The organism is Streptomyces viridiviolaceus, assembly GCF_014650995.1.
GTDB lineage: Bacteria > Actinomycetota > Actinomycetes > Streptomycetales > Streptomycetaceae > Streptomyces > Streptomyces viridiviolaceus.
Genome location: NZ_BMWA01000004.1, coordinates 92,224 through 109,618 on the forward strand (window position 1 = coordinate 92,224; position 17,395 = coordinate 109,618).

At 71.0% G+C, this 17,395-nt stretch carries 16 protein-coding genes; 8 read left to right on the forward strand and 8 right to left on the reverse strand.

Going from position 1 to position 17,395, the window contains the following annotated elements:
• The first annotated feature begins 92 nt into the window (after positions 1 to 92).
• The 3 genes from IE260_RS06375 to IE260_RS06385 all read left to right on the forward strand — a co-directional run bounded on the left by IE260_RS06375 (position 93) and on the right by IE260_RS06385 (position 3,711).
• Positions 93 to 1,919: an acyl-CoA dehydrogenase gene (locus IE260_RS06375; RefSeq protein WP_189869486.1), complete on the forward strand. Its 1,827-nt coding sequence runs from the start codon at positions 93 to 95 to the stop codon at positions 1,917 to 1,919.
• 111 nt (positions 1,920 to 2,030) lie between these two features.
• Complete coding sequence (locus IE260_RS06380; protein ID WP_189869487.1) at positions 2,031 to 3,329, forward strand: M18 family aminopeptidase; 1,299 nt, start codon at positions 2,031 to 2,033, stop codon at positions 3,327 to 3,329.
• A 127-nt stretch (positions 3,330 to 3,456) separates the two neighbouring features.
• A complete protein-coding gene (locus IE260_RS06385; protein ID WP_189869488.1) occupies positions 3,457 to 3,711 on the forward strand; it encodes a DUF6458 family protein in 255 nt (84 codons plus the stop codon).
• Between the two features lie 20 nt (positions 3,712 to 3,731).
• Here IE260_RS06385 and IE260_RS06390 read toward each other — a convergent pair whose 3' ends face one another.
• Positions 3,732 to 5,597: an NHL domain-containing thioredoxin family protein gene (locus IE260_RS06390; RefSeq protein ID WP_189869489.1), complete on the reverse strand. Its 1,866-nt coding sequence runs from the start codon at positions 5,595 to 5,597 to the stop codon at positions 3,732 to 3,734.
• Between the two features lie 94 nt (positions 5,598 to 5,691).
• The gene (locus IE260_RS06395; RefSeq protein ID WP_189869490.1) at positions 5,692 to 6,096 is read right to left on the reverse strand and encodes a cupin domain-containing protein; all 405 of its coding nucleotides are present in this window, start codon (positions 6,094 to 6,096) and stop codon (positions 5,692 to 5,694) included.
• A gap of 52 nt (positions 6,097 to 6,148) precedes the next feature.
• Between IE260_RS06395 and IE260_RS06400 the strand changes: the two genes are divergently transcribed.
• Both IE260_RS06400 and IE260_RS06405 read left to right on the forward strand, forming a co-directional pair.
• Positions 6,149 to 7,153, forward strand: coding sequence for a GlxA family transcriptional regulator (locus IE260_RS06400; protein WP_189869491.1), 1,005 nt, complete (start codon positions 6,149 to 6,151; stop codon positions 7,151 to 7,153).
• Positions 7,150 to 7,656: an LURP-one-related/scramblase family protein gene (locus IE260_RS06405; RefSeq protein ID WP_189869492.1), complete on the forward strand. Its 507-nt coding sequence runs from the start codon at positions 7,150 to 7,152 to the stop codon at positions 7,654 to 7,656. The genes IE260_RS06400 and IE260_RS06405 overlap by 4 nt, the downstream gene beginning before the upstream one ends.
• A gap of 10 nt (positions 7,657 to 7,666) precedes the next feature.
• Here IE260_RS06405 and IE260_RS06410 read toward each other — a convergent pair whose 3' ends face one another.
• Positions 7,667 to 8,461: a carbon-nitrogen family hydrolase gene (locus tag IE260_RS06410; protein WP_189869493.1), complete on the reverse strand. Its 795-nt coding sequence runs from the start codon at positions 8,459 to 8,461 to the stop codon at positions 7,667 to 7,669.
• Positions 8,462 to 8,679: 218 nt separating this feature from the next.
• On the opposite strand from IE260_RS06410, the gene IE260_RS06415 reads away from it, so the two are divergent.
• On the forward strand, positions 8,680 to 9,504 hold the full coding sequence (locus IE260_RS06415; protein ID WP_189869494.1) for a maleylpyruvate isomerase family mycothiol-dependent enzyme: 825 nt from the start codon (positions 8,680 to 8,682) through the stop codon (positions 9,502 to 9,504).
• A 124-nt stretch (positions 9,505 to 9,628) separates the two neighbouring features.
• Here IE260_RS06415 and IE260_RS06420 read toward each other — a convergent pair whose 3' ends face one another.
• Complete coding sequence (locus IE260_RS06420) at positions 9,629 to 10,939, reverse strand: MFS transporter (RefSeq protein ID WP_189869495.1); 1,311 nt, start codon at positions 10,937 to 10,939, stop codon at positions 9,629 to 9,631.
• A complete protein-coding gene (locus IE260_RS06425) occupies positions 10,936 to 11,586 on the reverse strand; it encodes a GntR family transcriptional regulator (RefSeq protein WP_189869496.1) in 651 nt (216 codons plus the stop codon). Before IE260_RS06425 ends, IE260_RS06420 begins: the two co-directional genes overlap by 4 nt.
• 222 nt (positions 11,587 to 11,808) lie before the next feature.
• Here IE260_RS06425 and IE260_RS06430 point away from each other — a divergent pair, with 222 nt between their 5' ends.
• On the forward strand, positions 11,809 to 12,711 hold the full coding sequence (locus IE260_RS06430) for a D-alanyl-D-alanine carboxypeptidase family protein (RefSeq protein WP_189869497.1): 903 nt from the start codon (positions 11,809 to 11,811) through the stop codon (positions 12,709 to 12,711).
• 67 nt (positions 12,712 to 12,778) lie between these two features.
• On the opposite strand, the gene IE260_RS06435 is transcribed toward IE260_RS06430, so the two are convergent.
• The 3 genes from IE260_RS06435 to pdhA are packed head-to-tail and all read right to left on the reverse strand — an operon-like array spanning position 12,779 to position 16,356.
• Positions 12,779 to 14,164, reverse strand: coding sequence for a dihydrolipoamide acetyltransferase family protein (locus IE260_RS06435; protein WP_189869714.1), 1,386 nt, complete (start codon positions 14,162 to 14,164; stop codon positions 12,779 to 12,781).
• 19 nt (positions 14,165 to 14,183) lie between these two features.
• Positions 14,184 to 15,149: an alpha-ketoacid dehydrogenase subunit beta gene (locus IE260_RS06440; protein ID WP_189869715.1), complete on the reverse strand. Its 966-nt coding sequence runs from the start codon at positions 15,147 to 15,149 to the stop codon at positions 14,184 to 14,186.
• A 16-nt stretch (positions 15,150 to 15,165) separates the two neighbouring features.
• Positions 15,166 to 16,356, reverse strand: coding sequence for a pyruvate dehydrogenase (acetyl-transferring) E1 component subunit alpha (gene pdhA, locus IE260_RS06445; protein ID WP_189869498.1), 1,191 nt, complete (start codon positions 16,354 to 16,356; stop codon positions 15,166 to 15,168).
• A gap of 322 nt (positions 16,357 to 16,678) precedes the next feature.
• Here pdhA and IE260_RS06450 point away from each other — a divergent pair, with 322 nt between their 5' ends.
• The gene (locus IE260_RS06450) at positions 16,679 to 17,335 is read left to right on the forward strand and encodes a response regulator (RefSeq protein WP_189869499.1); all 657 of its coding nucleotides are present in this window, start codon (positions 16,679 to 16,681) and stop codon (positions 17,333 to 17,335) included.
• Positions 17,336 to 17,395: the final 60 nt, after the last annotated feature.

The following is a 17,395-nucleotide window of genomic DNA, read 5'->3' on the forward strand; positions in this document are numbered from 1 at the left end:
ACCGACGGGTAGCATCATCTTAGCTACTAGTTGGTACGCGTAACAGGTGCGAGGAGCCAGTGCCTCGCCGATCTCTCAACGGAGCCGTCGCCATGGGGCACTACAAGTCGAATCTCCGGGACATCGAGTTCAACCTCTTCGAGGTGCTCGGCCGCGACAAGCTGTACGGCACCGGCCCGTTCGCGGAGATGGACGTCGACACCGCCAAGAGCATCCTCGAGGAGCTGACCCGCCTCTCCGAGAACGAGCTGGCCGAATCCTTCGCCGACGCCGACCGCAACCCCCCGGTCTTCGACCCGGAGACCAACACCGCGCCGGTCCCCGCCTCCTTCAAGAAGAGCTACCAGGCCTTCATGGACTCCGAGTACTGGCGCCTCGGCCTGCCCGAGGAGATCGGCGGCACCACCTCTCCCCGCTCCCTGATCTGGGCCTACGCGGAGCTGATCCTCGGCGCCAACCCGGCCGTGTGGATGTACTCCTCCGGCCCGGCCTTCGCGGGCATCCTCTTCGACGAGGGCAACGAGGTGCAGAAGCACATCGCGAAGATCGCCGTCGAGAAGCAGTGGGGCTCCACCATGGTCCTCACCGAGCCGGACGCCGGCTCGGACGTGGGCGCCGGCCGCACCAAGGCCGTGCAGCAGGAGGACGGCTCCTGGCACATCGAGGGCGTGAAGCGGTTCATCACCTCCGGTGAGCACGACATGTCGGAGAACATCCTCCACTACGTGCTCGCCCGTCCCGAGGGCGCCGGCCCCGGCACCAAGGGCCTGTCCCTCTTCCTCGTCCCGAAGTACCTCTTCGACTTCGAGACCGGCGAGCTGGGCGAGCGCAACGGCGTCTACGCCACCAACGTCGAGCACAAGATGGGCCTGAAGGCCTCCAACACCTGCGAGATGACCTTCGGCGACCAGCACCCCGCCAAGGGCTGGCTGATCGGCGACAAGCACGACGGCATCCGCCAGATGTTCCGCATCATCGAGTTCGCCCGCATGATGGTCGGCACGAAGGCGATCTCCACCCTCTCCACGGGCTACCTCAACGCCCTGGAGTACGCCAAGGAGCGCGTCCAGGGCCCGGACCTGGCGAACTTCATGGACAAGACCGCGCCCAAGGTCACCATCACGCACCACCCCGACGTGCGCCGCTCGCTGATGACGCAGAAGGCGTACGCGGAGGGCATGCGCGCGCTCGTCATGTACACCGCGTCCGTCCAGGACGAGATCCAGGTCAAGGAGGCGAACGGCGAGGACGCCTCCACCGAGCACGCCCTCAACGACCTGCTCCTGCCGATCGTGAAGGGCTACGGCTCGGAGAAGGCCTACGAGCAGCTCGCCCAGTCGCTGCAGACCTTCGGCGGCTCCGGCTTCCTGCAGGAGTACCCGATCGAGCAGTACATCCGCGACTCCAAGATCGACACCCTGTACGAGGGCACCACGGCGATCCAGGGCCAGGACTTCTTCTTCCGGAAGATCGTCCGCAACCAGGGTGCCGCGCTGAACTCGCTCGCCGAGGACATCAAGAAGTTCCTGGCCCTCGCGACCGGCGGCGACGAGCTGGCCGGCGCCCGCGAGCACCTCGCCAAGGCCGCCGTCGAGCTGGAGGCCATCGTCGGCCTGATGCTCACCGACCTCGCCGCCACCGAGCAGGACGTCAAGAACATCTACAAGGTGGGCCTCAACACCACCCGCCTGCTGCTCGCCTCCGGCGACGTCGTCGTCGGCTACCTGCTCCTCAAGGGCGCGGCAGTCGCCGCCGAGAAGCTGCCGACGGCCTCCGCCAAGGACAAGGCCTTCTACACCGGCAAGATCGCCGCCGCGAAGTTCTTCGCCGCCGAGGTCCTGCCCGGCGTCACCCTGGCCCGCAAGGTGGCCCAGGGCGTCGAACTGGACCTGATGGAGCTGGACGAGGCGGCCTTCTAGACACCGGGGCCAAAGCCCCGGGGGTCCCTCCACAGACCCCCCACACCCCTGCGAGGGCCCGCTTCCCGTCTGACGGGAAGCGGGCCCTCGTCCGTCGTTAAGGTGAACCCCATGAGCGAACCTCCTCGTTTCGACCGCGGCCACACCGACGACCTGATGTCCTTCCTGGCCGCGAGCCCCACGCCGTACCACGCCGTGGCGAACGCCGCCGACCGGCTGGAGAAGGCCGGCTTCCGGCAGGTCGCCGAAACGGAGGCCTGGGAGGGGACGAGCGGCGGCAAGTACGTCCTGCGCGGCGGCGCGATCATCGCGTGGTACGTCCCGGAGGGCGCCGCGCCGCACACCCCCTTCCGGATCGTCGGCGCGCACACCGACTCCCCCAACCTGCGCGTGAAGCCGCGCCCCGACAGCGGGGCGCACGGCTGGCGCCAGGTCGCCGTGGAGATCTACGGCGGGCCGCTGATGAACTCCTGGCTCGACCGCGACCTGGGCCTCGCCGGCCGCCTGAGCCTGCGCGACGGCTCGACGCGCCTGGTGAACGTCGACCGGCCCCTCCTGCGCGTTCCCCAGCTCGCCATCCACATGGACCGCAACGTGTCCGCGGAGGGCCTCAAGCTCGACAAGCAGCGCCACCTCCAGCCCGTCTGGGGCCTGGGCGAGACCGTGCGCGACGGCGACCTGATCGCCTTCCTGACGGAGGAGGCGGGACTCACGCCGGGCGAGGTGACCGGCTGGGACCTGATGACCCACTCCGTGGAGCCCCCGGCGTACCTGGGACGGGACCGGGATCTGGTCGCCGGGCCGCGCATGGACAACCTGCTGTCCGTGCACGCCGGTGTGGCCGCGCTCGCGGCGGTGGCGGCGACCGGGACGGAGCTGTCGTACATCCCCGTCCTCGCCGCCTTCGACCACGAGGAGACCGGCTCCCAGTCGGACACCGGCGCGGACGGACCGCTGCTCGGCAGCGTGCTGGAACGCTCGGTGTTCGCGCGGGGCGGCTCGTACGAGGACCGGGCGAGGGCGTTCGCGGGAACGGTGTGCCTGTCGTCGGACACCGGGCACGCCGTGCACCCCAACTACGCGGAGCGGCACGACCCGACGCACCACCCGCGCGTCAACGGCGGCCCCCTCCTCAAGGTCAACGTCAACAACCGCTACGCCACGGACGGTTCGGGCCGCGCGGTCTTCGCCGCCGCCTGCGAGAAGGCGGGCGTGCCCTTCCAGACCTTCGTCTCCAACAACTCCATGCCCTGCGGCACGACGATCGGTCCCATCACCGCGGCCCGGCACGGCATCCGCACCGTCGACATCGGCGCGGCCATCCTGTCGATGCACAGCGCCCGGGAGTTGTGCGGCGCCGACGACCCGCACCTGCTGGCGAACTCCCTGGTGGCGTTCCTGCAGGGGTAGGGCCCGTCCGGCGGACGAGGACCTGGAACGGCCCGCCGCGGCATGGGGGTTGACACCCGGGGTACCCGATCGGAACCGGATCGACCGGAAAGCCCGGACCGACCGGACCTACAGGGAGGCGACACTCATGGGCCTCGGCGGGTGCATCATCCTCATCGCCGTGGGAGCCATCCTCACGTTCGCGACCGACTGGGACATGCAGGGGGTCAACCTCGACCTGGTCGGCGTCATCTTCATGATCGTCGGCCTGATCGGAGTGGCGACCTTCAGCAGCATCGCCCGGCGCCGCCGCGTGGTGGTGCCGCCGACGACACCGGTCGTCGACGACCCGGCGACCCACCACCACCGCCGTGACGGTTACAGCGACGGCTACGGCGTCTGACGCCCGCGGACCCGCGGGTGTCAGCCGTCCAGGCCGGCCAGGACCAGCGGCAGACGGTCCGCCCCCGCCTCCGTGAGGCGGACGGGCACGCCCCAGTCCTGCTGGTGCACGTGGCAGGCGGGGTACTCGCCGGCAGGATCGTCGTCGCAGGACGCGGCCATCGCCGAGACGTGCAGGACGCCCTCCGGTACGGCCGGGTCGAGTTCGAGGTCGCGGGAGAGATCGGTCCCCGCGCCCTCGCCGGCGCGCAGCAGCTCCGGCGGGGTGGACGAGACCAGGAGGCGGGTCGAGGGGCCGTAGCGGGTGTCGAGTTTCTGGCCCGCGGGCGCATGGAAGATCACGTCCAGCCGCAGCGTGCCCGGGGCGACCTCCGTCGCCGTCCGCTGGGTGCGGTGGGCGACCGCCTCCACCCGCACCGCCTCCTCCGGCAGCCGCAGCCGGGTCAGCCGGTGCCGGGCCGACTCCACGACCACGATGTCGTCGCCGGCCAGGACCGCGTCGCTCGGTTCGCGCAGGTCCGTGGCCAGCGTGGTGACCTCGCCGCTCGCCGGGTCGTAGCGGCGCAGGGCGTGGTTGTAGGTGTCGCTGACGGCCACCGAGCCGTCGGGCAGCGCGGTGACGCCCAGCGGGTGCTGGAGCAGCGCCTGCTCGGCGGCGCCGTCCCGGTGCCCGAAGTCGAACAGGCCGGTGCCGACGGCCGTGTGCACGGCGCCGTCGGGGTCCACCCAGCGCAGGGCGGACGTCTCGGAGTCGGCGACCCAGAGCCGCTCGGGCGTGGCCGCGAGCCCGGACGGCTGCGCGAACCAGGCCTCGCCGCCGGGGCCGTCGACGAGCCCCTCGTTGGTCGTGCCCGCGGTGACGGCGACGGTCCCTCCCCCAGTGCCGGAAGCCTGGGAGGTGCCCCCAGCGGGGTCGTACGCCCAGAGCTGGTGCACGCCGGCCATGGCGATCCACACCTTGCCGTTCCACCACGCCACGTCCCAGGGCGAGGAGAGGCTGACCTCCCGCGCCGGTCCCGACGCGGGCTCGCCCTGCATCCACTGACGGCCGGTGCCGGCCAGGGTGGTGACCTCGCCCGAGGCCGGGTCGAGGCGGCGCAGGGCGTGGTTGACCGTGTCGGCGACGACCACCGAACCGTCCTCTAGGAGGGCGAGACCCTGCGGCTCGCTGAAGGCTGCGGACTCCGCGGAGCCGTCAACGAAGCCGCGCGCCCCGGACCCGATGCGCCGCACGACACTCTCCCCGTCCGCGGCCAGCTCCACCAGCTGATGCCGGGTGGTGTCGCTGACCAGGAAGTTCCCGGACGGCAGCAGCAGCGCCTTGCCGGGGAAGCGCAGGCTGGTCGGCTCCGGCTCCGGCGCCACGTACGGCCCGTCACCGCGCCGCAGGGTGCCCTTCGCCGCGTGCTCGGCCTCCAGCTCCTCCACCAGCCGCTCGATGGCGTGCGCGTGCCCCTCGCCGGCGTGCTGGGCGACGACGTACCCCTCCGGGTCGATGACGACCAGCGTCGGCCAGGCCCGCACCGCATACTGCTTCCAGGTGGCCAGCTCCGGGTCGTCCAGCACCGGGTGCTCCACCCCGTAGCGCTCGACGGCGTCGACGACCGCCTGGTGCTCGGCCTCGTGCACGAACTTCGGCGAGTGCACACCGACGATCACGACCGTGTCCCGGTGCTTCTCCTCCAGCTCACGGAGCTCGTCGAGGACGTGCAGGCAGTTGATGCAGCAGAAGGTCCAGAAATCAGCGACGACGATCTTGCCCCGCAGGTCGGCGAGGGTGAGCTCGGTGCCTCCGGTGTTCAGCCAGCCGCCCTTGCCGATCAGCTCGGGGGCACGGACACGGACACGTCGGGGAGCGGGCGCGGGCGCCGGGGCGGCATCGTTCATGGTTCCAAGGGTGCCATCCGGTCGTGACCGACCGGATCACGGTCCCGCGGCCGAAAAGCGCAGCGCGGCGGGCGGCCGGTGGGCACGGGGCCTCTCAGGAAGCACCCTGGGCCAGCGCGTGTCCGGTCGTCGCGTCCACATGGTCCGGCACCTCCTCGTGCCGGTCGCCGACGGTGAGGGTGCCGGTCGGTTCGAGCAGCAGGATGGCCGTGGGGACGGGGGCGTACGGCTTGTGTTCCGTGCCGCGCGGGACCGTGAAGACCGAGCCCTTCGGCAGGACGACCGAGCGCTCGCCGGCCGGCTCGCGCAGGGCGATGTGGAGCTCGCCGTCGAGGACGAGGAAGAACTCGTCGGTGTGGTCGTGCACGTGCCAGACATGGTCGCCCTCGACCTTGGCGATGCGGACGTCGTAGTCGTTGACGGCGGTGACGACACGGGGGCTCCACTGCTCCGTGAAGGAGGCGAGGGCGGAGGCGAGCGAGATCGGTTCCTGGGTCATGCGGTCATCGTCGGGGATGCCGCGCCACTCGTACGAGTGCTAGGAATCGCATATGCCGCAAGGATCCTCTCATCCCGTCCGCCCGCACCGCGTCGCCGTGATCGTCGACGAGGGCACCAACCCGTTCGAGGTCGGCTGCGCCACCGAGATGTTCGGGCTGCCACGCCCCGAGCTGGGGCTCCCGGGACCGTTGTACGAGGTGACGCTGTGCACGCCGACGCCGCGGGTGCGGATGAACCACGGGTTCTTCACGCTCACCGACGTGCCGGGACTGGACGCCGTGGACGACGCGGACACGCTCGTCGTGCCTGGCCGGCCGGACAACGTCGTGCCGCGCGGCCCCGCCGTGCTGGACGCGATCCGGCGCACGCACGCACGCGGCGCCCGTGTGATGAGCCTGTGCACCGGCAGCTTCGCACTCGCCGAGGCCGGGCTCCTGGACGGGCGGCGGGCCGCGACGCACTGGCTGTGGGCGGACTCCTTCCGCCGGCTGCACCCGCGCGTGTTGCTCGAACCCGACGTGCTGTTCGTGGACGACGGCGACGTCCTCACCGCCGCGGGCAGCGCGGCGGCACTGGACCTCGGGCTGCACATCTGGCGCCGGGACCACGGCGCCGAGATCGCGAACGCCGTCTCCCGGCGGCTGGTGTTCGCCGCGCACCGCGACGGCGGCCAGCGGCAGTTCGTGGAGCGGCCGGTGCCAAAGGTGCCGGACGAGTCGCTCGGGCCCCTGCTGGCGTGGGCGCAGGAGCGGCTGGGCGAGCCGCTGACCGTGGCGGATCTGGCGGCGCGCGCGGCGGTGTCCCCGGCGACGCTGCACCGGCGGTTCCGGGCGCAGCTGGGGACCACGCCCCTCGCCTGGCTGACCGCCGAGCGCGTGACCCTCGCGCGGCGGCTGATCGAGCGGGGGGAGGAGCGGCTGGACGTGGTGGCGGCCCGCAGTGGGCTGGGGACCGCCGCGAACCTCAGGGCGCGGCTGCGACGCGAGACCGGGCTCAGCCCGTCGGCCTACCGGCGGCGTTTCGGGGCGGGCACGGGGGAACCGGTCACGTCATGAGATTCCTCGTGTACGACCGGCTCCTGGGCTTCGGCGACGACTACTGGATCGAGGACGCCGAGGGCAACAAGGCGTACCTCGTCGACGGCAAGGCGATGCGGCTGCGGGACACCTGGGAGCTGAAGGACGCCCAGGGGCGGGTACTGATCGACATCCACCAGAAGATGTTCGCCCTGCGGGACACCATGGTGATCGAGCGGGGCGGTGAGCCGCTGGCGACGATCAGGCGGAAGCGGCTCTCCCTGCTGCGCAACCACTACCGGGTGCTGCTGGCCGACGGAACCGAGCTGGACGTCAGCGGCCGGATCCTCGACCGCGAGTTCGCCATCGAGTACGACGGTGAGCTGCTGGCCGTCGCCTCGCGGCGGTGGCTGACCGTCCGGGACACCTACGGCGTGGACGTCGTCCGGGACGACGCGGACCCGGCGCTGCTGATCGCCCTGACGGTGTGCGTGATCCACCTGTCGGAGAAGGAGCGGGAGAAGGAGGCTGAGGACGGCTGAGCCGGCGCCCTCACCGGCGCGGCGGCTCCAGGCCCAGCACCCGGTCCTTCAGCGCCGGGAACTGCTCCCGGGTCTTCGCCACCTTCGCCGGGTCGAACTCCACGGTGAGGACCTCCTCGTCCGGGCCGGCCTCCGCCAGCACCTCGCCCCAGGGGTCGACCACGATCGAGTGACCGGCCTGCGGAACCCCGGCGTGCGTCCCGGCCGTTCCGCAGGCGAGGACGAACGCCTGGTTCTCCACCGCCCGTGCCCGGGCCAGGAGTGTCCAGTGGGACCGGCGGCGCTCCGGCCAGCCCGCCGGGACGACGAGGGTCTCGGCACCGGCGTCGACGAGGCCGCGGAAGAGTTCGGGGAAGCGGAGGTCGTAACAGGTCGCGACGCCGAGGGTGGTCCGGGGCAGACGGACCGTCACCAGCTCGTGTCCCGCGCCCATCAGCACGGCCTCGCCCTTGTCGAAGCCGAACCGGTGGATCTTGCGGTAGGCGGCGGCGAGGTCGCCGGAGGGGGAGAAGAGGAGGGAGGTGTTGTAGAGCTGTCCGTCGGCGGCGCGCTCGGGGACGGACCCCGCGTGCAGCCACACGCCGGTGTCACTCGCGGCCTTGGCCATCGCCTCGAACGTCGGGCCCCGAAGCGCCTCGGCCTCGGCACCGAACTCCTCGAAGGCGAAGGCACCCGTGGTCCACAGCTCCGGCAGGACGACGAGATCGGCGCCCTCCTGCTGACGTACCAGCGACGCCACCCGTAGGCGGCGCGCTTCAACCGTTTCGTCCTCGTTCACGGCGATCTGGATCAAAGAGGCGCGCACACTACCACCGTCCTGGCATTCGAGCCGTCCACACGGGCCTACGATCGTCACACGAAAGCACTGCCGGGGTGCCGCACAGCAGCGTAACTTGGGGGTCCCGCCGGCTCGAGCACAGCCGAGAGCTGGGGGAGTCCCAAGACCGCGCCGACCGCAGCCACCTCCCACTGGCACCGCCGCCACAACCTGCCCGTGTACCGACCGCCGAGGGGTCCCGTTCCGTGAGTCTGCATCCCACCCTCCAGCCCTACGCCGACGCCTGGACTCACTCCATCGAGGCGATATCCGAGCTGGTCCAGCCCCTTGCGGAGGCGGAGTGGAACCGCCGCACTCCCTGCCCGGGCTGGTCGGTGCGGGACGTCGTCTCGCACGTCATGGGCCTGGACTCCGAGATGCTCGGCGACCCGCGCCCCATCCACACCCTCCCGCGCGACCTGTTCCACGTCACCAACGACCACCAGCGTTACATGGAGATGCAGGTCGACGTCCGCCGCCACCACACGGCGCCGGAGATGACGTCCGAGCTGGAGTACATGGTCATCCGGCGCAACCGGCAGCTGCGGAACGAGTCGCGGGACCCGGACACGAAGGTGCGCGGCCCGCTCGGCACCGAGCTGACCCTGGCGGAGTCCATGCGCCGTCACGCCTTCGACGTGTGGGTCCACGAACAGGACCTGCGCACGGCCCTCGGCCGCCCCGGCAACCTCGACTCCCCCGGCGCGCACGTCACCCGTGACGTGCTGCTCGCCGAGCTCCCGCACGTCGTCGCCGAGAAGGCGGACGCGCCGCGCAGCTCGGCCGTGGTCTTCGACGTCCACGGACCGGTCGAGTTCCTGCGCACGATCCGCGTCGACATCCAGGGCCGCGGCACCCTGGAGACGGCCCCCGCGCTCGGCCCGGCCGCCACCCTCACCCTCGACTGGGAGACCTACGTCCGCCTTGCCTGCGGACGGGTCACCCCGGAGGCGGCGGCCGACCGCATCAAGACGGAGGGCGACCCGGACCTGACGGCGGCGATCCTCAGGAACTTCACGGTGACGCCCTAGCTGCGGGCAGTCGTGCCTCCCCCAAGTGCCTGAACGGCCTGGGAGGTAACCCCAGGGGCGGCACGGGTGGGCGCAGCGGCACCCCGTGACGCCGGGCCGCGCGACCCACCCCCGCCCCGGGCGCCTACGCAGGGACGTGCACCGTCTCGACCCGGCTCGCAACCAACCGCTCCCGCTCCCGCCGAGCCGCCCGCTTCCGCAGCCGCAGTATCTGCGTGACGCCCAGCGCCTGGAGCACGAACACGGACGAGAAGGCGACGGTGTAGTCGTCCCCGGTGGCATCGAGCAGCACGCCGATCGCGAACAGGGTGGTCATCGACGCGACGAAGCCGCCCATGTTCGTGATCCCGGACGCGGTGCCCTGCCGCTCGGGCGGGTTGGCCGGCCGAGCGAAATCGAAGCCGATCATGGACGCGGGGCCACAGGCGCCCAGCACCACGCACAACACCACCAGCAGCCACATCGGCGCGTGCTCGGCCGGGTAGGCGAGCGTCGCCGCCCACAGGGCCGCCGTCGTGCCCACGGTCCCGAGGGCCAGCGGCAGCCGCGCCCCGTGGTGCCGGGCGATGATCTGCCCGTAGACCAGGCCGACGGCCATGTTGGACAGCACGACGAGCGTGAGCAGCCCGCCGGCCGTGCCGCGGGACAGGCCCTGGGCCTCGACCAGGAACGGCAGCCCCCACAGCAGCAGGAACACCATCGCGGGGAACTGAGTGGTGAAGTGCACCCACAGTCCGAGCCGCGTGCCCGGCTCCCGCCAGGAGGTGGCGATCTGGCGCCGCACGTAGGCGGCCCCCTGGTGCGGCACCGGCTCCGGCTCGTGGCCCTCGGGGTGGTCCTTCAGGAAGAGCAGCAGCAGGACGAGCACGACGACCCCGGCGAGCGCGCTGCCCGCGAACGCCGCCGTCCAGCCGATGCCGTGCAGCAGCCGGGCCAGGACGAGCGTGGAGACCAGGTTGCCCGCCATGCCGACCAGCCCGGCGAGCTGGGCGACCAGCGGCCCGCGCCGGGCCGGGAACCAGCGGGTGCCCAGCCGCAGCACGCTGATGAACGTCATCGCGTCACCGCAGCCCAGCAGCGCCCGCGACGCGAGCGCCATGCCGTACGACGGCGAGAACGCGAAGCCCAGTTGCCCCGCCGTGAACAGCACCACGCCGATGCCCAGCACTTTCTTGGTGCCGAGCCGGTCGACGAGCAGGCCGACGGGTATCTGCATGCCGGCGTAGACGAGCAGCTGGAGTATGGAGAAGGTGGACAGGGCCGAGGCGTTGACGTGGAAGCGGTCGGCGGCGTCGAGCCCGGCCACCCCGAGGGACGTACGGAAGATGACGGCGACGAAGTAGACGGCGACGCCGATGCTCCAGACGGCGATGGCGCGCCGGCCGCCCGGCGGGTCACCGGGCAGCGCGTTCCTGCCTGGCGCGGGCGAACTCATCGGACCTCCCCCCGGGCCAGGTTCGAGAACCAGCCCACGTGCCGGTTGACGACGCCGACCGCCGCCTCCGCGTTCCCCGAACGCAGCGCTTCGAGGATCTCCTCGTGTTCGGCGAGGGTCTTGGCGATGCGGTCCGGGTGGGAGTGCATGACGGCGACGCCCATGCGCAGTTGACGGTCCCGCAGCTGGTCGTAGAGGCGGGAGAGGATCTCGTTGCCGCCGCTGCGGACGATCTCGGCGTGGAAGCAGCGGTCGGTGACGGAGGCCGCGGTCAGGTCGCCGGCGGCGGCCTGCTCCTTCTGCCGGGCGAGCAGTTCCTCCAGCCGTTCGATGAGTCCGGCCGGGGCCGGTACGGCCTTGCGCGCCGCGTGCTCCTCGACCAGCAGCCGGGTCTCCACCACGTCCGCGATCTCCTGCGCGGAGACGGGCAGGACCAGCGCGCCCTTCTTCGGGTAGAGCCGGATCAGCCCCTCGGCCTCCAGCCGCAGCAGTGCCTCGCGCACCGGCGTGCGCGAGACCCCCACGGCGTCGGCGAGCTCGCCCTCGGTGAGCAGGGTCCCGCCCTCGTAACGGCGTTCTAGGACGCCCTGCTTGACGTGGGTGTAGACGCGGTCGGCGGCGGGAGGTTGCTTCACGGCCATGGTCATGCCCACAGGATAGATACAACAGGAACGCAAGGGGGACCCCGTCCAGCATGCGGACGCGCCCCGACCCGACACGGCCACCCATAAGAGGGACGCACCGCCCTCGCTCCCACCGACCGCACAACCATCCGTGCTACTTACGAGTCGCACAGACGCAGCCCCATGCCGTATCGACCACAACTCGGCCGCAGGATCGGGGCATTCAATACAATCGGGGTATCTCACTTGATAAACGGCATTCAGGGCATCCGCCTCCGCAGAGCCGTCGCCGTCGCCGTGACCACCGGCGCCGTGCTCACGACCGGAGCCCTCTCCACCGCGCCCGCGCAGGCCGCCGCCGCGCCCAAGATCGTGGCCAAGGGCGGCTACGCGATGAACGACGCGAACGGCAAGTCGCTGTACACCAAGGCCGCGGACACCAAGCTCTCCACCGGCTCCACCACCAAGATCATGACGGCCAAGGTGGTGCTCGCGCAGCCCAAGCTGAACCTGGACGCCAAGGTCACGATCCAGATGGCGTACAGCGACTACATCGTGTCGAAGAACGCCTCGTCGGCCCGCCTGATCGTCGGCGACAAGGTCACCGTCCGGCAGCTGCTCTACGGCCTGATGCTGCCGTCCGGCTGCGACGCCGCGTACGCGCTGGCCGACAAGTTCGGCACCGGCAAGACGCGGGCCGACCGGGTGAAGTCGTTCATCGGCAAGATGAACGCCACCGCCAAGAGCCTGGGCCTGAAGAACACCCATTTCGACTCGTTCGACGGCATCGGCAACGGCAAGAACTACTCGACGCCGCGCGACCTGACGAAGATCGCGAGCAGCGCGATGAAGAACTCGACGTTCCGCACGATCGTCAAGACCAAGTCGTACACCGCCAAGACGACGACCAAGTCCGGCGGCACCCGGACGATGGCGCCGTGGACGAACACCAACACGCTGCTGGGCAGTTACAGCGGCGCCATCGGCGTGAAGACAGGCTCCGGCCCGCAGGCCAAGTACTGCCTCGTCTTCGCCGCCACGCGGAAGGGCAAGACCGTCATCGGCACGGTCCTCGCCTCCTCGTCCGCCGCCCAGCGGGCGACGGACGCGAAGAAGCTCCTGGACCACGGCTTCGCCACGGCGGGCTGACGCCCGACGCGCGAGGGGGGCGGCCGGTCGGCGCCGGCCGGCCCCCTCGCAGGCCGCTCACGGCCGGTCAGGCCCAGGTGATGAGCCGCTTGGGCTGCTCCAGGATCGCCGCCACGTCGGCGAGGAACTTCGAACCCAGTTCCCCGTCGATCAGACGGTGGTCGAAGCTCAGCGCCAGCGTGGTCACCTGACGCGGCTTCACCTTGCCCTTGTGGACCCACGGCTGCGGCTTGATCGCGCCGACCGCGAGGATGGCGGACTCGCCCGGGTTGAGGATCGGCGTGCCCGTGTCGACGCCGAAGACGCCGACGTTGGTGATCGTCACCGTGCCGCCCTGCATGGCCGCCGGGGAGGTCTTGCCCTCCCGGGCCGTCGACACCAGCTCGCCCAGGGACTGGGCCAGCTGCGGCAGGGTCTTGGCGTGGGCGTCCTTGATGTTCGGCACGATCAGACCGCGCGGGGTCGCCGCGGCGATGCCCAGGTTGACGTAGTGCTTGACCACGATCTCCTGGTTCGCCTCGTCCCAGGACGCGTTGACGTCCGGGTTGCGCCTGATCGCGACCAGCAGGGCCTTGGCGATCAGCAGGAGCGGGTTCACCCGCAGACCCGCGAACTCCTTGTCCTGCTTGAGCTCCTCGACCAGCTTCATCGTGCGCGTCACGTCGACCGTCACGAACTCCGTGACGTGCGGCGCCGTGAACGCCGAGCCCACCATCGCCGCCGCCGTCGCCTTGCGGACGCCCTTGACCGGGATGCGGGTCTCGCGCGCCGTGTCGTACGACACCGCGGGCGCCGGGACCGTGGCCGCGGGGGCGACCGCGGCGGGTGCCTCCGCCGGCTCCGGGGCCTGCGGGGGCGCCACGGCCGCGTGGACGTCCTCGCGCGTGATGATGCCGTCCGGACCGGTCGGGGTGACCGTCGTCAGGTCGACGCCGAGGTCCTTGGCGAGCTTGCGCACCGGAGGCTTGGCCAGTGGACGCCCACGGGTGACCTGCCCGTGGCCGTTGAGCTCGGACTGGATCGCGGCCGCCACCTCCTGGGCCGGGCCCTCCGGACCCTTGCGGGGGCGGCGGCGGGTCGAGGAGGTGGCCACGCCGTAGCCCACCAGGACCGGCTGGCGGCCCTCCGGCTTCGGCTCCTGCGGCTGTGCGGGCACGTCCTCCACGGGCGCCTGCGCCGGCTCCTGCTCGCCGGCCGCCGCGTCGCCCACGGCGACCGCGATGATCGACGTGCCCACGTCGACCGTGGTGCCCTCGGGGAAGTGCAGCTCGCGCACCACTCCGTCGTAGGGGATGGGGAGTTCGACGGCGGCCTTCGCCGTCTCGACCTCGCACACCACCTGGCCGTCGGTGACCGTGTCACCGGGCTGGACGTACCACTTGAGGATCTCGGCCTCGGTGAGTCCCTCGCCCACGTCGGGCATCTTGAACTCGCGTACGGACCCTTCAGTCATCGTCGTCACGACCCTCTCCTCAGTACGCCAGCGAGCGGTCGACGGCGTCCAGCACCCGGTCCAGGTCGGGCAGGTACTCCTCCTCCAGGCGGGCCGGCGGGTACGGGGCGTGGTAGCCGCCGACCCGGAGCACCGGGGCCTCCAGGTGGTAGAAGCAGCGCTCGGTGATGCGGGCGGCGATCTCCGCGCCCGACCCGAAGAACACCGGCGCCTCGTGCACCACGACCAGGCGGCGGGTCTTCTCCACCGAGCTCTGGATCGCGTCGAAGTCGACCGGGGAGATGGAGCGCAGGTCCAGCACCTCCAGGGAGCGGCCCTCCTCGGCGGCCGCGTCGGCGACCTCCTGGCAGAGCTTCACCATCGGGCCGTACGCGGCCAGCGTGAGGTCGGTGCCCTCGCGCACCACGCGCGCGCCGTGCAGCGGGCCGGGGATGGCCTCGGTGTCGACCTCGGCCTTGTCCCAGTAGCGGCGCTTCGGTTCGAAGAAGATCACCGGGTCGTCGCTCTGGACGGCCTGCTGCATCATCCAGTAGGCGTCCGAGGAGTTCGAGGGGGAGACCACCTTCAGCCCCGCCACGTGCGCGAACAGCGCCTCGGGGGACTCGGAGTGGTGCTCCACCGCGCCGATGCCGCCGCCGTAGGGGATGCGGACGACGACCGGCAGTTTGACCTTGCCCAGCGAGCGGGCGTGCATCTTCGCCAGCTGCGTGACGATCTGGTCGTAGGCCGGGAAGACGAAGCCGTCGAACTGGATCTCCACCACCGGGCGGTAGCCGCGCAGGGCCAGGCCGATGGCGGTGCCGACGATGCCGGACTCGGCCAGCGGGGTGTCGATGACGCGGTCGTCGCCGAAGTCCTTCTGCAGGCCGTCGGTGACCCGGAAGACACCGCCGAGCTTGCCGACGTCCTCGCCCATGATCAGGACCTTGGGGTCGGCCTCCAGGGCGTGGCGCAGCGATTCGTTGATCGCCTTGGCCAGAGCCATCTTCTCCACTGCCATGTCAGACCCCCTCTGCGTCCGCGAACGACGCCTGGTAGGCGGCGAACTGGGCTCGCTCCTCGTCGACGAGCGCGTGCCCGTCCGCGTACACGTTCTCGAAGATGGCGAACCGGTCCGGGTCCGGCATGGCACGGACCACCTCGCGCACTCGTTTGCCCAACGCCTCGCTCTCCGCCTCCAGTTCCCCGAAGAATCCCTCGTCCGCGTGGTTTGCGGCCTCCAGATGGCGGCGCAGGCGCAGGATCGGGTCCTTCGCCTCCCAGGCGGCCCGCTCGTCGTCGTGGCGGTAGCGGGAGGGGTCGTCGGAGGTGGTGTGGGCGCCCATGCGGTAGGTGTACGCCTCGATCAGCGCGGGTCCTTCGCCGCGCCGGGCGCGCTCCAGGGCCCAGCGGGTCACCGCGAGGGATGCCAGCACGTCGTTGCCGTCGACGCGGACGCCGGGGAAGCCGAAGCCCTGGGCGCGCTGGTAGAGCGGCACGCGGGTCTGCTTCTCGTTGGACTCGGAGATCGCCCACTGGTTGTTCTGGCAGAAGAACACCACCGGGGCGTTGTACACCGCGGCGAAGTTGAACGCCTCGCTCACGTCGCCCTGGCTGGAGGCGCCGTCGCCGAAGTAGGCGATCACGGCCGAGTCCGCGCCGTCCTTGGCGACGCCCATCGCGTAGCCCGTGGCGTGCAGCGCCTGCGAGCCGATGACGATGGTGTAGAGGTGGAAGTTGTTGCCGTTGGGATCCCAACCGCCGTTGTTCACACCGCGGAACATGCCGAGGAGGTTGGTCGGGTCCACGCCGCGGCACCAGGCGACGCCGTGCTCTCGGTAGGTCGGGAAGACGTAGTCGTCCTCACGGGTGGCGCGGCCGGAGCCGATCTGGGCGGCCTCCTGGCCGAGCAGCGACGCCCACAGGCCCAGCTCGCCCTGGCGCTGCAGGGAGGTGGCCTCGGCGTCGAAGCGGCGGGTGAGCACCATGTCGCGGTACAGGCCGCGCAGCTCGTCGGCGGTGATGTCGGCGACGTAGCCGTCGTACTCGGCGTTCTCGACGCGCTCGCCCTCGGGCGTCAGCAGCTGCACGAGTTCCGGGTCGGTGCCCTGTGCCTTCTTGGTGGTGCGAGTGGTGCGCTTGGTGCCGGTGGTGCCGGCCTTGCTTCCGGCGCTGCGTCGCGGCTTGCGCGCGGCAGTGCTCTCCACGGTCACGTGTGCTCCTCCGTCGGTCCGGCCCCCGGGTTCGCCGGGTGCCAGTGCGGCTCACCTGTGGCCCTTGGGTCGCACAGGGTGGGTGCGGCCCGGTCGGGAACAGGCGTGACAGGTGCCCCGGCGAGCGTCCTGCAAAAGGCACGTTACCCAGTGCTCCACATTTCTGTGAAACCCCTCCTGACCTGCGTTTTTACTTGGGTTTCCAAGTAAATCGCGAAAGTAAGGAAGTCTTACTGGTCACAGCCTCGCAGGGGGCCGGAACAACGGCACGTTATCCCGGGCACCCCGGGCACGGGAAGAGTTCGTGTGTGAGACTGAGCGCGTGGGTGAAGACGGAAAAATCCGGGTATTTCTCCTCGACGACCATGAGGTCGTCCGCCGGGGCGTCCACGAGCTGCTGTCGGGCGAGGACGGCATCGAGGTGGTCGGCGAGGCCGGCACGGCGGCCGACGCGCTGGCCCGGATCCCCGCCACCCGTCCGGACGTCGCGGTGCTCGACGTCCGGCTCCCGGACGGCAGCGGTGTGGAGGTGTGCCGCGAGATCCGCTCCCAGGACGAGTCCGTGCGGTGCCTGATGCTGACGTCCTTCGCCGACGACGAGGCCCTCTTCGACGCGATCATGGCCGGCGCCTCCGGATACGTCCTGAAGGACATACGGGGCGCCGAGCTGCTGACCGCCGTACGGGACGTGGCCGCCGGGAAGTCGCTGCTCGACCCGATGGCCACCGCGCGCGTGCTGGAGCGGCTGCGCGACGGCGGGGCCAGGACCGACGACCGGCTCTCCCGCCTGACCGAACAGGAACGCCGGATCCTGGAGCTGATCGGCGAGGGCCTGACCAACCGCGCCATCGGCGAGCGGCTGCACCTCGCCGAGAAGACGATCAAGAATTACGTGTCGAGTGTGCTGGCGAAACTCGGCATGCAGCGCCGCTCCCAGGCCGCCGCCTACGTGGCGCGGCTGCAGGCCGGGAACCGCTGAGAAAACACCCTGTGTCCGCGCGGCGCGCTCATCGGGCCGCGCACATTTATTCGGGACTTA